At 66.4% G+C, this 13924-nt stretch carries 10 protein-coding genes; 3 read left to right on the top strand and 7 right to left on the bottom strand.

Features of this window, described 5'->3' with window-relative positions; translation table 11 throughout:
- The first annotated feature begins 23 nt into the window (after window positions 1–23).
- A complete protein-coding gene (locus DZC52_RS07085; protein WP_116650430.1) occupies window positions 24–1133 on the top strand; it encodes a sensor histidine kinase in 1110 nt (369 codons plus the stop codon).
- Window positions 1130–1732, top strand: coding sequence for a response regulator transcription factor (locus tag DZC52_RS07080; protein ID WP_116650429.1), 603 nt, complete (start codon window positions 1130–1132; stop codon window positions 1730–1732). Before DZC52_RS07085 ends, DZC52_RS07080 begins: the two co-directional genes overlap by 4 nt.
- 57 nt (window positions 1733–1789) lie before the next feature.
- Here DZC52_RS07080 and DZC52_RS07075 read toward each other — a convergent pair whose 3' ends face one another.
- Window positions 1790–3427 carry a right-handed parallel beta-helix repeat-containing protein gene (locus DZC52_RS07075; RefSeq protein ID WP_116650428.1) on the bottom strand — a complete coding sequence of 546 codons (1638 nt, stop codon included), beginning with the start codon at window positions 3425–3427 and terminating at the stop codon, window positions 1790–1792.
- Between the two features lie 161 nt (window positions 3428–3588).
- Window positions 3589–4269 (bottom strand): TMEM175 family protein, encoded by a 681-nt coding sequence (locus tag DZC52_RS07070; RefSeq protein ID WP_116650427.1) that lies wholly within the window; start codon window positions 4267–4269, stop codon window positions 3589–3591.
- A 204-nt stretch (window positions 4270–4473) separates the two neighbouring features.
- Here DZC52_RS07070 and DZC52_RS07065 point away from each other — a divergent pair, with 204 nt between their 5' ends.
- Window positions 4474–4857 carry a hypothetical protein gene (locus DZC52_RS07065; protein ID WP_181918830.1) on the top strand — a complete coding sequence of 128 codons (384 nt, stop codon included), beginning with the start codon at window positions 4474–4476 and terminating at the stop codon, window positions 4855–4857.
- A 5-nt stretch (window positions 4858–4862) separates the two neighbouring features.
- Here DZC52_RS07065 and DZC52_RS07060 read toward each other — a convergent pair whose 3' ends face one another.
- The 5 genes from DZC52_RS07060 to DZC52_RS07040 all read right to left on the bottom strand — a co-directional run bounded on the left by DZC52_RS07060 (window position 4863) and on the right by DZC52_RS07040 (window position 13842).
- Window positions 4863–5978 (bottom strand): histone deacetylase family protein, encoded by a 1116-nt coding sequence (locus tag DZC52_RS07060; protein ID WP_116650425.1) that lies wholly within the window; start codon window positions 5976–5978, stop codon window positions 4863–4865.
- Window positions 5978–7987: a hypothetical protein gene (locus DZC52_RS07055; protein ID WP_116650424.1), complete on the bottom strand. Its 2010-nt coding sequence runs from the start codon at window positions 7985–7987 to the stop codon at window positions 5978–5980. Before DZC52_RS07055 ends, DZC52_RS07060 begins: the two co-directional genes overlap by 1 nt.
- Window positions 7988–8038: 51 nt before the next feature.
- Entirely contained in the window at window positions 8039–9325 is a 1287-nt protein-coding gene (locus DZC52_RS07050) for an ATP-grasp domain-containing protein (RefSeq protein ID WP_245960784.1), read from the bottom strand.
- 177 nt (window positions 9326–9502) lie between these two features.
- Window positions 9503–12619, bottom strand: a complete 3117-nt coding sequence (locus DZC52_RS07045; RefSeq protein WP_116650423.1) for an efflux RND transporter permease subunit — start codon at window positions 12617–12619, stop codon at window positions 9503–9505.
- Window positions 12616–13842 (bottom strand): efflux RND transporter periplasmic adaptor subunit, encoded by a 1227-nt coding sequence (locus tag DZC52_RS07040; protein WP_181918829.1) that lies wholly within the window; start codon window positions 13840–13842, stop codon window positions 12616–12618. Before DZC52_RS07040 ends, DZC52_RS07045 begins: the two co-directional genes overlap by 4 nt.
- Between the last annotated feature and the right edge of the window lie 82 nt (window positions 13843–13924).

Genomic DNA, 13924 nt, shown 5'->3' with positions numbered 1-13924 from the left:
CGGGCCGTCGAAGGAAACCGTCGATGAGCGCCCGACAACGCCTCAAGAGAATTCACGAGTCCCTGGTGCCCCCCGAAAGCGGCCAGGGCTGGACGGCCTACGTCTGGCTGGTCTATCTGAGCTTCTTCTTCGTCGAGTGGTACTTCCGCCCTGTCGGCCCGGTCGAGATGACCCTGGGCATGGCGACCATTGCCGTTTTCCTCGTCCTGTACTTCAGCGCGTTCCGGAGCCGGACCCGCCGCACGGCGCTGGCGCACATCGTCGCCATCACCGCGATGGCCGCGGCCTGGAGCTGGGCCAACGCCGGCGCCAGCGTGCTGTTCATCTACGCCGCCGCCTTTGCCCACCTGGTGGGGCCACCGAGACGATCGGTCTGGGTCGTCCTCGGCGTGGCCGCCTTCGCGGGCCTGATCGCGCCCCTGGCCCGGCCCGAACCCTTCTACTGGCTGCCGGGCGTTTTCATCAGCATCATTATCGGCCTGACCAATATCTTCTTCGCCGAACAGGGGCGCAAGAACGCCGAGCTCAAGCTCAGCCAGGCAGAGATCAAGCGCCTGGCTCGCGTGGCCGAGCGCGAGCGCATCGCGCGCGACCTGCACGACGTGCTCGGCCACACCCTGTCGATGATCGCGGTCAAGAGCGAGCTGGCCGAGCGCCTGGTCGAGCGCGACGGCGACAAGGCGCGCGAGGAGATCCGCTCCATGGGCGAGAGCGCCCGCAAGGCACTGGCCGACGTACGCGAGGCCATCAGCGGCTACCAGCGGCAGACCCTTGCCGAAACCCTCGAACACATGCGCCTGAGCCTGCGCGCGGCCGACATCGACCCGGTCATCGAGGTCGACGGGGTCGTCGAGCTGCCCGCACAGACCCAGGGCATGCTGGCCCTGGTCATCCGCGAGGCGGTCACCAACGTCATTCGTCACTCGCAGGCCCGCCGCTGCCGCATCCGGCTCGAAGCTTCACAGGGTGAACTGAACCTGTCGGTCGACGACGACGGCGGCGGCAGCATCCGCATGGACGGCAACGGCATCCAGGGCATGCGCGCGCGCATCGAATCCCTCGGCGGCCGGCTCGACATCGGATCCGACGGCCCGTCCAGCCTGAGCGCCCGCTTACCACTGGAGGCCGCATGATCCGACTCGTACTCGCCGAAGACCAGACCCTTTTGCTGGGCGCACTCGCCTCACTGCTCGAGCTCGAGGACGACATCGAGGTGGTCGGGCGCGCCACCAGCGGCGACGAGGCTCGTGGCCTGGTCGAGTCCGAGAAACCCGACCTGCTGCTGACCGACATCGAGATGCCGGGCAGCACCGGCCTGGACCTGGCCGACTGGGCGCGCGGCAACGCGCCCGGCACCGCTGTGGCCATCCTGACCACCTTCGCGCGACCCGGCTATCTGAGGCGCGCGCTCGAAGCCGGCGTGCGCGGTTACCTGCTCAAGGAAACGCCGGCCGAACAGTTGGCCGACGCCATTCGCCGCATCCACGCAGGCCAGCGGGTGATCGATCCCGAACTGGCGCTGACCGCCTTCGACAGCAGCGACCCGCTCACCGACCGCGAGCGTCAGGTGCTCAGGCTGGCGGGCGAAGGCCTGGGCAACGCCGAGATCGGCCAGCGCCTGCACCTGGCCGAGGGCACGGTGCGCAACTACCTGTCGGAAGCCATCGGCAAGCTGCAGGCCGACAATCGCACCGAGGCCTACCGCATCGCCCGCGACCAGGGCTGGCTGTAGCGAACCGCTCGCGCGAGCGGGCCGGCGGCCCCACCCTGCCCAGCATCAATGGGTCGTCTACTGCTCGAAGGCGTCGAAGAACAGCAGACTGCCGAAGGGATGGGCGCCGATATCGACCGCCGGCGCCCCCGGCCAGAAACTGCGATCGCCCTGCCCTCGTGCCGGGCTGTCGTTGTTCAGGTGGAAATCCGAGGGCGCATTGACGAAGCTCGGGTCACCGGCGATGGAATCCACCTCGCGCCCGAAGGCATCGCGGAATTCGGCCAGCGAGTAGGGCGTGCCCGATGAGTAATTGCCGCCCCAGTTCGGCCGCAGATGGATATCGGCCAGGCTGTTGCCGAAGAAGAGGTTGTTGTCGGACACGAACTGGTCGAGATAGTCGGGCACCGTGGTGTCGGTGCCGCCGCTGCTCAGGTAGATACCCGCTTCGTTGGCCGAAAAGATGTTGTTGGCGAACACGTTGCCATAGGCACCATCCCAGCCCAGGTCGATCCCCGTTCGGCCCTGATGGAAGACGTTGTTGTAGACGCGATTGCCGTGCCCGTCGCTGGTGAAGCCGGGGAGCCTCACGCCGATCTCGGCGTTGACGATGACATTGCCGTAGATCTCCCACTGCCCCCCGGGACGGTACTCCTCGTCGGTCGATTCGCAGCTCGGATTGTCGGACGCCCAGACGCAACGCTCGTCGCCCGGCTCGATGGCCGCGTAGACGTCGTGGATGTAGTTGTGGCGCACGATCAGCCCCGACACACCGCCCTTGGTACCCACCGCGGCAAACCCCGGAATGTCGTGGATCTCGTTGTACTCGACGATGTTGGGGTCCCCGAGCTTGGACACCATGAACGTGATGCCCTTGCTGTTGGACACCCCGCCCCAATAGACCGAATCGAACACGCGGTTGTGGCGCACGATCGTGCCCTGCGAGTCCCAGATGCGCAGGCCGTAGCTGTTGTCGTTGCCGTTGGAGTTGTGGCCGAAAACACTGTGCTCGATCACGGCGTAGTCGGCGCCTTCGAAGAACACCGGCGACGACTGGGTGTAATAGAACTCGAGGTTGCGCAAGGTGACGTGGTCGGCAACGATCCGCGCCAGGCCGCGCTGGGCCAGCTCGTAGGTTTCCTCGCCTGGCGTCTCGCCTGCCGGCGGGTAGAGGTAGATATAGCAGCCGGCATTGTCGTCATCGCACTGCTCGCCGTTGACGTCCGCCTTGGTCCACAAACCGGGTTCGGTCAACTCGGAGACGTCGCTGTGATCGCGCCCGTTGCTGAAGTCGGTCGAGTGGGCAATGCGGCGGCTGCCGTTGAACAGGCCCTTGGGATCGCTGGACAGGAACTCCGCCGGAATACGCCAGACGTCGGCATTGTAGGCATCCCAGGTCATGCCGTCGGTGCTGGCCGATCCGAGCAGCACGGCGGTCTCGCCTGCGAACCCCTGGATCGTGATGCCCGGCACGTCGATGAAACCGGGGCCGTCCTCGTCCACAAGCCGGTACTCGCCGCCGCGCAGGGTCAGGGTGTCGCCCTCGGCAAGCTGATCTATGGCGTGCGTCATGGTCGCGAAGGGCTGGGACTCCGTGCCGGGATCGGCGTCGTCGCCACCCGGGGCGACGAAATACTCCACTGCCGGAGCAGGCGCCGCCCACAGGCCGGCGGCGGCCACCGACAGGGCGGCAATGATGCGCTGGGGAAATGACATTATGCTGGCCTCCAGAATGACTCGCTCAACGTCCCCCAACCGGAACGCAGTCTAGACGAGTGGACGGGGGCCGGTAAACGTGCCGCCGCTGCAGGCCGAAAACCGCATCGAAGCCTACCGCATCGCGCGCGACCAGGGTGGGATGTCGCCCGCTGCTTCGATCAAGCGAAACGCTTTCTCGCCACCCTTCGCTGGAAGAAATCAAAGGCGGGGCCGAACACGGCAAGGCCGCAGTAGATCCACACCGCCAGGGGCAACCAGTCGGCGTTCAGGGTCCATGCCAACAGGATCGACAGCCCACCCCAGCCGGCCACGATGGCCCAGGCCAGGCTCTCGGCCGCCGTGTCGAAGGCCTCCGGTGCCGACATCTCCAGCTCTGAGCGCTTTCGCCAGGCGTGCAGGTACAACGCGGCGATGATGCCGCTGAGGCAGGCAAAGCCGATGCTGAAGATCGTCGCGACCACCCTGAATCGGTAGTGCGTTTCGATGTCGAAGTTGGAAGGCAACCAACCGCCGCTGACCGAGCTCAATCCGGCACCGAACATGATCTTCAAGGGGTAGACGTAGATCATCACGACGACGATCAGTGCCGCGGTCAGCAACACGGACGGCAGGTCGTCAAGGCCGAAACGCTCGCTCCAGGTCTGGTGTGCGCGCCAGTACAGCAGCAGCATGGCGAAGCTGACGATGAAGGCGGGCGCGCCCTTGAGCGCCTCGATCAGTTCCGGATACGACCCGGGGATCTCGTCGATCGAGATGGCGAGCATGGTCACCGCAAACGCAAACGCCGCGTCCGTGAATGTGTCCAGGCGCGTCAAGGCCCGGCTGCGCCTCGGCCCCATCAGGACGTCACCCCGCGCGTCCGCACTTCGTTCATGTGGCGTCCCCTGCAATGTCGATGGCGTATCGGTACCGGCATCTTATCGGGTGGCGCAGGCAAACCCAAGCCGGTATCGCGGCGGCGTTTGAGCGAAATCACCGACCTTTGCTAGGCTCGCCCGCGGATCCACGCCAAGGGGAACGAAATGCAGAACACTCGTTGGCTCATGATCGCCAGCGCCGCCTGGTTTCTGGTGCTGGCACTCGCGACATCGTTCGCGGGCGTCGACCTGCTGGTCGCGACGGGGCTCGACATCAGCGTCGCCGCAACGCCCATGCTGAAACTTCTGGGCGCGGCCCTGCTGGGATTCGCCATCATGAACTGGATGGCCAAGGGAACCATGATCGGCGGGATCTACGCGCGCCCGCTCGCCTCGGGCAACTTCATCTACTTCGCCGTCGCCACGCTGTCGCTGCTCAAACCCCTGATCGGCGGCGTCCTGCCCGTGGCGATGATCGTGGCCCTCGCGATCCACGCTGCGTTCGCCGTGGCCTTCGGATGGCTGCTGTTCGGCCAGGGTCCGGCCTGCGTCGGCGGTTCGGGGGACTGACCCCCTCAGCGGCGACCGAGCAGACCGGATTCAACGAAGAAATCGCGTGCGCGGTCCACCGCGGGCAAGCCGGTTCGATTCCGCTGCACCGGGGGAAGTTCGCGGTCGGGGGCGACCAGCGTGAACAGGCACTGCTCCAGGGCGCGGCGCATGGGGTCGATGTGGTAGCCGCCTTCGAGCACCATCGCCAGGCGGCCCCGGCAGAGTTCATCGGCCAGGCGGAGCAGCCGCCGCGTCAAGTGCGCATAGACGGCCGTACTCCAGCGGCAGGCCAGGTGCTCACGCGTGCCGTCGAATCCGGCCGAGACCAGGATCAGGTCCGGCCGGAATCGTCGCGCGGCCGGTTCCAGGATCTCGTCGAAGGCGCGCAGCACGGCCTGGTCCCCCGCGCCTTCGGGTAGCGGGACGTTCAGGGTCGTGCCCCGCCCCCTGCCCCGACCCGTGTTTTCGAGAGCACCGCTGCCGGGGTAGTAGGGCGCGGCGCGATGAAGGTCGAAGAACAGGACATCGGGATCGGACTCGAAGATCGACTCCGTGCCGTCCCCGTGGTGTACATCCCAATCGATGATCAGCACGCGCTCGAGGCCGTGGGCGGCGCGGGCGTGACGGGCGGCGACGGCCACATTGTTGAGCAGGCAGAAGCCGCGAAAATGCGCGGCACGGGCATGGTGCCCGGGCGGACGCACGAGGGCGAAGGCACTTTTCGCCCTGCCTTCGACCACAGTGTCGACGGCCGTCATGGCCGCGCCCGCGGCGCGATAAGCGGCGTCGATGCTGCCGGGTGAGACGGCCGTGGTGTCCAGGGACAGCATGCGCGTCTTGCCGCGCAATCGGGCCAGATGCTTCAGATGGCCCGGTGTGTGCGCGCGCAGAAGGGCTTCGTCGTCGGCGCGCGGGGGTTCGATCCAGAGGGTGCGGCCATCGTCGATGCCACGGACGTGCTCGACCAGGTCCGACAGGCGCTCGGGCCGCTCCGGATGTTTCCAGGGGCCGGAAACGACGAGTTCACCGAGCAGCGCGCGCAACTTGCGGGCATGGTAGTCGCGCAGCTCCGGCTCCAGCCCCGGCGGGCGGTGTTCGAGCATTTCGTCGTGGTAGACCACTGCCAGCGGCGCGGTCATCAGCGGGTAACCACTTCGTGCCAGGCCCGTTCGCGGGCCCAGCTTTCACGAACCATTCGCGCGATCGACTCGACCGAATCGTCCGGTACGGCCAGCGGATCGCCCAGCTCACGCTCGTTGTAATGAAAGACGTACAGGCGCGCACAGAACTGCTCGAAGGGCAGCGACGACTCGCCGGGTATCTCGCCGCGACCGCGCGTGGAGGTGACGATCTCCTGCCCCCAGTCCTGCCGGCCCTCGTTGTTGGGATTGTAGAAGTAGACCCGCATCACGCCTTCGTCGTCGAGCTCGACGCGCTGGATGGCGATCGCGTGCAGGCCCACGTAGTTGCCGAAAGGGTCGGTCGCGACGATGCCGGCCGGCTGGGGATAGATCAGTTCGGCGCCGTCGTTGAAGTCGGGGTGATACGCAGCGTGGAACTGCCGGATGAAGCCCGCGAAATCCGCGACTGCGCCGGTGGCGTAGTCGATGGTCGTGGCAAACCCCCGATTGACCCACCAGCCGTGGAACTCGGGATTGATCCAGCGGTGCCCGTCCTCGCCGCGGCCGACGATGCGCCGACCCATTTCCCAGTAGATCTTGTCCAGGTGCGGCACGAGCACGAGCGAGACGGTATCGAGATCGGTATGGAAATCCTCGATCAGGCCTTCGGTCAATTCGCTCGAGCGGATCAGGTCGCCTTCGAAGTGCAGGTCGATTTCGTTGTCGCGCGCCGCCCAGGTCACCATTTCGAGCAGGAAACCCGGGTCGACCTGTGCCCACAGGCTGATGGCCCTCGCAGACTGGCAGGTGGGATTGTTGCCCTGGCCGACGCCCAGCGGCAGGCCGAGCACGCTGATCACGCCGGCCAGCAAAAGACTGTGCCCGGACGGCGGGTCGGCGTGTCCGAACTCCTCGCGCAGGTGCGCGGAGACCTCGGGCAGGGGTTCGAGCCTGGTCAGTCGCCACAGCGCTCCGGGCACAGGCGGGAAGAACAGCGTTCCCCGGTCCAGCAGGTTGCTCAATCCGACAAGGCACTGGGCAGTTGCCGGGCCGACCGCTTCGCGTATCAGGGCCCGCACCAACTGGTTGAATGCATCCAGGCTGTCGCTGCCGACGGCGTCCAGCCCCATCGCCAGGCTGAGCTGGCGGTCGCTGCCCTTGTCCGCCAGCAATGCCACGATAGCGCCGTGACCGGGACAGGCCAGTCCGGTCTCGCCCATCGACTCCCCGAGCGCAGCGAGCTCGGCCTCGCGCTCGTCCGCCGTCATCGCTTCGAAGCCGGTCATGCATTCGGCCACCGACGCCCGGGTCAGTTCGGTCGGACCGTGACAGGCAGCCAGCAGCTGGCGCCCCCGTCGCAGCGAGGCACTGTCGGGCAGGTCTTCCCTTTCGAGAAGGTACTCGACGTGATCGAGCAGCTGCCGCGGGGCGGATACGTCGATGGGACGCTGCTCGAGAATGCCATCGGCTTCGGCGACCAGGGCCTCGACCACGCTTGCACCACCGAGCCGATCGAGCTCGAAAGACAGCAGCTGGCGAACGGCCTCGCGCTGCCCCTTGCCGGCCCGGCCGGCCTCGGTATGGTCGGGCTGCAGCAGGTCCAGATTGACCACCAGGCTGCGCTGGAGGAAATCCCTTGCGCCCGCGGCGTCCAGGTCGGGGTGGTCGTAGGAGCCTTCGGCAATCGCGAGCATGCGCAATCGGCTCAGTGCCTCGACGGCCACAGCGTCGGCCGCCCCGGTCAGCGAGCCGCGGGAGAGATCGGGCTGGAGCCGCTCGGGATGGTCCCAGTCACTGCCTTCGAAAACACCCGCTTCGTCGAATCGCCCGGCATGACCGTGAATGCGCGCGGGCCCGCCGGGCAGCTTGAGCAACCTGAGCGTGGCGTTGAACAGGCGCGGCAAATGCCCCGCCCGGGCAATCGACGTCACCTGCGCGACGCTTTCCAGGGCGGACTCGAACTGTTCCTGGGCCCGGTTCAGGTCCGGGTCGTTGCGGGATGCATCCTGCAAGCGCTGGTACTCCATGGGCGGAATCTCGGGGCGGGGCCGTTCCCGGCCTGTGGCCACGATTATGGACTAGACGTAGAAGTCCAGGTCTTCCTGATGCTTGAGCAGGTCGCGCATCTTGTGCGGATCATCGCCGAAGAAGTAGACCAGGCCCCAGTGGGTACCGAAGGCCTCGCGTTCGGCCACGACCTCTTCCTCCAGGGGATAGAGCTCGTGGCTTTCGAAGTAGGGGTGCTCGGCGGTCTCGTCCGGAAACGCCAGTTCACTGACCACGCGCCGGCGGGGGAACACGCCGAAGCAACCGGCATGGCCCTTCGCGCCCTTGACCGGCTCGGGGAAGAAAGCGTCGACTTCTTCCTTCGTCGCCTTGGGATCGAACATCAGTGCCGTGGCCTGGTAGGCGTTGAATCCGTAGGCCCGTTCGATCAACTCGAAGGCCTTGAAGCCCGGCGGCCGATAGGCGACCTCGCCGAAATACATTGTGCCGTCGGAGGTCACGAAGTACTCGGGGTGGATCAGCCCGAACTTGATGTCGAAGGCCTTGATCAGCTTCTCGACTTCCCTGGTGATCGCGTCCCGCCAGCTCTCCAGTTCCGGCGTGGCCGGCACGAATACCGAATAGCCCAGCGTGACGTACTCGGAGATGTTGAGGAACTTGATCTCGCCGTCGTGAATCCAGGCCTCGACGGCGAATTCCCAGCCGTCGAGATGGGATTCCATCAGCAGCGGAAAGTCCGTGTCCGGAATGGACTCGATCTCCTCGGGCATGCGGATGACGCGATGGCCCAGGCAGCCGGCCTGGTCGAAAGCCTTAAGGTGAATCGGATCGTTGGGATCGCCGTCGAGCTTGAGCAGCGTCTGGTTGACCCGGCGCAGGAAGCGGTAGACGTCGTCTCGATCGTGCGCCTCCTCGAATACCCCGACGCGGATACCGCCCAGATGGGCGCGGCGCTTCATCAGGGCCTTGTCGCGGAACAGCACGGACTGACCGTGCAAGCGCGGCTGCCCCATCAGCACGGAGTTGATGGCACCGGCCCACTCGACCGTTTCCTCGAACAGGGGCACGGAGACATCGACACCTTCCTTCTTGAGCGTCTCGGCAATTTCAAGCGAACGCTCGTTGAGCCGTTCGAAATCCCACTCGATGAAGGGAATATCGTGCTCGCGGGCATAATCCGTGGCCCAGGACGGCGCGACGACGACATAGCGCCGGTCGAAACGCTCCATTGCGTCGATTGCATTGAGACTCCACCCGAGCAGGGCGATGTAGCCCTTGTTCGGGTCCTTGCCTGCGGAGCGCTTGCCGGCGGCCTGGGGATCGAGCGATGACGGGGTCGGTTGCTGTTCCTGGACCATGCGGTGCCTCCTTGGCAATCTGCGCGGAATGGATCGATATGGCTTCCAACCTAACACAGACCCCGAAAAATTGATGAAAAGGCGGCTGTTCGAGGCATTTCCCGGCAGATGCTGGCAAATTTACGCCATTTTTGCGCGCCCTCGCGCCCCCGGAGATTCGCGGCCAGCGACGGACCTTCAGGCCGCCGCCGCGCGGCGCCGGTGCAACACCCCGTAAATGTCCTCGAGCATCATGTAGAAGCACGGCACCACCACCAGCATGATCGAGGTGGCGAAAACGATGCCGAAGCCCAGCGAAATGGCCATGGGAATCAGGTGCACGGCCTGGATGGAGGTCTCGAGGATGATCGGCGCCAGGCCGCCGAAGGTGGTCAGCGTGGTCAGCACGATCGGACGGAAGCGCCGGATGCCGGCCTGCAGGATGGCGTCGTGCGCCGACAGCGCCTTTCGCTGCGAGTTGGCGAAATGGACCATGATCAGCGCGCCGTTGACGACCACGCCGGAGACGGCCACCACGCCGAGCATACTCACCAGCGACAGGTCGTAGCCGAGCAGGATGTGCCCGATGACCCCGCCGACGATGCCGAAGGGAATGGCCATCATCACGATCAGGGGCTGCACGTAGCTGCCGAAAGCGATGGCCAGCAGGGCGTAGACGGCGAACAGCGCCAGGCCGAACCCGCCCCAGAGCGCGGCGGTGGATTCGCGCAGCTCCGCCTGGCTGCCCTCGTAGGTCCAGGTGATGCCCGGGAAGTCCGCGCGCAGCTGCGGCAACACGTCGGTGTTGATCGCGGCCAGAACGCGACTGACCGCGCTCTTTGGCTCGACGTCGGTGCCAACGTTGATCACTCGCCGGCCGTCGCGCCGGTTGATGGACGTGAAGGCCTGTCCCTGCTCGACGCGCGCGACATCCGAAAGCGGCACTTCCACACCGTCGGGCGTGCGCACCATGAAATTCTCGAGCGTGCGGATGTCCTCGCGCTCTTCCTCGGGCAGCTTGACGCGCACCTCGATCTCGTTGGTGCCGCGCAAATAGCGCAGGGCGATATCCCCGTAGAAAGCGCCACGCAACTGGCGTCCGACCTCGACCGGCGTCAGGCCCAATGCGCGGCCCTCGGGCAGCAGGGTGAAGTCGAGCTGCGCCTTGCCGCGCTCGTAATTGTCGTTGACGTCGCGGGTGTTGCCGAACTCTTCGAGTCGCTCGACCAGCTCGGTCGCGGCCCGCTCGAGCACGCCGATGTCGGAATGGCTCAGGTCGATGCTGATGTCGTCGCGCCAGCTGCCCGGGCCGCGTTCGGCCTCGAAGGTGATCTGGTCGACGCCCTTGATGTCGCCGATCTGGTCGCGCCACAGCTCGATCACTTCCTGCGTGCTGATGTCGCGCTGGGCCGGCGGCAGCATCACGATCTCGACGTCGATGAAGTTGCTGCCGCGCACGTTGGTCTTGATGCCCTCGGCCGCCTCGTACAGGTTATTGTCCTCGAACATGCGGTGGGTGGCCTCGGTGATCTGGTAAGCCATGTCGGCGGCCACGTCGCGCGTGCTGCCCACCGGCAGACGCACGCCGGCCTCGATCTCGTCAGCCGGCTGCTCGGGCATCATGACCATGCCCAGGTGATCGCTCAGCGCATAGCCGCCGGTCACCGCCAGTAGCGCGACCGCACCGGTCAGCGTGACGTAGCGGTGCCGCAGGCAACGCTCCAGGAAAGGCCGGTATCGGGTGTCGATCCAGCGCCCGAAACCACGCGCGAAGCCGCGCTGCACCTTGTGCAGGCGATCACCGACCGCCGCGTGCGAGCGCTCGCGAATGTGAGCCAGGTGCGAGGGCAGGATGAACAGTGCCTCGAGCAGCGAAAGCGCCAGCACCGTGATGACCACCACGGGCATCGGCCACCAGTACTGCCCCATGATGCCGGGGATGAACATCACCGGCAGGAAGGCCACGATATTGGTCAGGATGCTGAAGGTCACCGGCCAGGCCATCTCGCGCGCCCCGACGATGGCGGCATCCATCATGCCCAGGCCCCGCTCGCGGTGCTCGTAGACGTTCTCGCCCACCACGATCGCGTCGTCGACGACGATGCCCAGCGCCACCAGGAAGCCGAACATCGAGATCATGTTGATGCTGATGCCGAAGCTCGGCAGGAAGTTGATCGCGCCGACGAAGGAGATCGTCATGCCCATCATGATCCAGAAGGCCAGGCGCGCCTCCAGGAACAGGGCGAGGATGGTGATGATGATCAGGACGGCGAAGGCGCCGTTCTTGAGCAGGAGATAGAGCCGGTCGCTGAATTCCTCGGCGCGGTTGGAGTCGATTCGCCAGGTCACGCCCTCGGGCAGGGTGTGGGTCAGATCGTCGAGCACGGCCTGGACGGACTCGGCGACCTCCAGCGGCGACTGCGTGCCCACGCGGAAGATCTCGAGTTCGATCGAGGGCGTGCGGTTGAACTGCGAGTGGAAGCCGACTTCCTCGAAGCCGTCGCGCACCTCGGCGATGTCGCCCAGGCGCACGGGCGCGCCGGTCTCGGAACTGATCAGCACGATGTCGTCGATGTCGCGCGCCCACTCCTTGCGCTCCTTCATGCGCAACAGGACCTCGCCCTGGCTGGTGTCGATTGCGCCGGCGGGCACATCGCGGCTGGACTGCTCGATCAGGTCGGCAACCTGCGCCAGCGTCATGTCGTACTCGCGCAGCACGTCCTGGGGAATCTCGACGTGCGTCAGGTAGCCGGGCACCCGGCCCATCTCCACCTGCGTGATGTTGGGCTGCGACAGGAGCTGGTCGCGCACGCGCTCGCCTAGCTGGCGCAACGTCCAGATGTCGACATCGCCGTAGATGCCGATCTCCATGACGTCGCGCTGCCAGGAACGCAGGCGCACTTCGGGCTCCTCGGCGTCGATCGGGAAGGTACGGATCTGGGCGACGGCCTGGTCGACGTCCTGGTAGACGCGCATCCGGTTGACGCCGGTGACCAGCTCCAGGCTGATCGAGCCCGAGCCCTCGCGGGCGGTGGAGGTGATCTCCTTGATCCCCTGCACGCCGCGCACGGCCTCCTCGACCGGCAGCAGGATGCCCTCCTCCACCTCCGACGGCGCCGCGCCGGGATAGGACACGCTGACATCCACGTAGTCCAGCTCGTAGCGCGGCTGGACTTCCTTCTGCATGGTAATGGCCGTCCACACGCCCCCGGCCAGCAGGATGATCATGGCCAGGTTGGCTGCGATCGCGTTGTTGACCATCCACGCGATCGGGCCGCCGGAGTGCGTGCCCGGAGCGGGCTGGGGAGCACTCATGCGTCGATGTCCTCCCCGGCGGCGTCACCGTCGGTATCCACGCGCAGGCGCAGGCCCTCCTGTACGGTCGCCAGGCGCGTGGTCACCACTCGGTCTTCGGCGGTCAGACCTTCGTCGATATAGGCGTAGCGCTCGTCCTCGAACAGGATGGACACCGGCTGGATCACCAGGCGCTGGTCCACCATCAACCAGACGGTGTCGTTCTCGCGGATGTAGTCCCGATTCAGGCGCACGACGTCGCTGAGCTCGCGCCCCTCGATGCGGCACTCGACGTATTCGCCGAGCATCAGCCGGGGCAGGTCTTCTTCGGTTTCGCGCGCGAGCGGATCGTCCACCGCCACCAGGATGCGCGCCAGGCGCGTGTCGCCTTCCAGTTCGCCGATGAGGCGAAACACCTCGCCCTGCCGGGTCACGTTCATGGGCCAGGCGTTGCGGTTGCGCACGGTCACGCTGGAGCCGGGCTGGTCGTCGTCGGGCACGCTCAGCCACTGCAGCTGGCCGACCGGCACGGTCGCCTCGATCCAGTAGGTGTCCAGGCCGACCAGGCGACCGAGCGCCGCGCCCGGGCTCACCTGTGAGCCCAGGTTGACCGCACGTCCGAGCACATGGGCGTCGAACGGGGCCTCGACGGTTGCACGATCGACGTTCAGTTCCGCCTGGCGCACGTCGGCGCGCGCGGCCTCCACATTGGCCCGCGCCGCCCGACCCTGCGGCTCGCGCAGCACCAGCGCCTCGCGCTCCGGCGGCAGCTCGCGATTGAACTGGCGATACTCGGCCTCGGCCGCGGCCCGCTCGCCGCGCTCGATCTCGAGGTCGGCGATGGCCTGGTCCAGCGCACTCCGGCTTTGCTGCAGCGCGACCTGGTAATCGGCGTCGTCGATGCGGACCAGCACTTCGCCGGCATCGACATAGCCGCCCGGGACGAAAGAATTGCCGATTTCGACGATTTCGCCGCTCACGCGCGCGCCGAGCGAGATTTCCCTGGCGGGACGGACGGTGCCCATGGCCTCGATGGTCGGGCGGAATGTGCCGAACTCACCCTGCGTGACGTCGACCAGGGAGGCCGACTGGCGGACCGCGCCGTCGCGCCGCGCCGTCGGCTCGGTATTGAAGATCACGAACAAGAGGACGCCGGCCACGGCCACCAGGGCCGCGCAAACCAGCACGGTCCTGATCACGCCGCTGCGTCGATCCTCTCTCACTGCCCCGGAATCGCTGCTCACCTGCTTGCCACCCTCTTGCTTGTCAGTGCTTGTCGTCCTCGGCCCCATGGACCGGCCCGCCCTGCAGCGGACAATCGGACAT

This window comes from Wenzhouxiangella sediminis (assembly GCF_003410055.1).
Classification (GTDB): domain Bacteria; phylum Pseudomonadota; class Gammaproteobacteria; order Xanthomonadales; family Wenzhouxiangellaceae; genus Wenzhouxiangella; species Wenzhouxiangella sediminis.
The sequence above is the reverse complement of the archived record's forward strand: the minus strand, read 5'-3'. Positions and strand labels throughout refer to the sequence as shown.

What these genes read in the sequence shown, in the direction of transcription:
- DZC52_RS07085 (WP_116650430.1), top strand. Translation starts at nt 24, where the DNA reads ATGAGCGCCCGACAACGCCTCAAGAGAATTCACGAGTCCCTGGTGCCC.
- DZC52_RS07080 (WP_116650429.1), top strand. Translation starts at nt 1,130, where the DNA reads ATGATCCGACTCGTACTCGCCGAAGACCAGACCCTTTTGCTGGGCGCA.
- DZC52_RS07075 (WP_116650428.1), bottom strand. Translation starts at nt 3,427, where the DNA reads ATGTCATTTCCCCAGCGCATCATTGCCGCCCTGTCGGTGGCCGCCGCC.
- DZC52_RS07070 (WP_116650427.1), bottom strand. Translation starts at nt 4,269, where the DNA reads ATGGGGCCGAGGCGCAGCCGGGCCTTGACGCGCCTGGACACATTCACG.
- DZC52_RS07065 (WP_181918830.1), top strand. Translation starts at nt 4,474, where the DNA reads ATGATCGCCAGCGCCGCCTGGTTTCTGGTGCTGGCACTCGCGACATCG.
- DZC52_RS07060 (WP_116650425.1), bottom strand. Translation starts at nt 5,978, where the DNA reads ATGACCGCGCCGCTGGCAGTGGTCTACCACGACGAAATGCTCGAACAC.
- DZC52_RS07055 (WP_116650424.1), bottom strand. Translation starts at nt 7,987, where the DNA reads ATGGAGTACCAGCGCTTGCAGGATGCATCCCGCAACGACCCGGACCTG.
- DZC52_RS07050 (WP_245960784.1), bottom strand. Translation starts at nt 9,325, where the DNA reads ATGGTCCAGGAACAGCAACCGACCCCGTCATCGCTCGATCCCCAGGCC.
- DZC52_RS07045 (WP_116650423.1), bottom strand. Translation starts at nt 12,619, where the DNA reads ATGAGTGCTCCCCAGCCCGCTCCGGGCACGCACTCCGGCGGCCCGATC.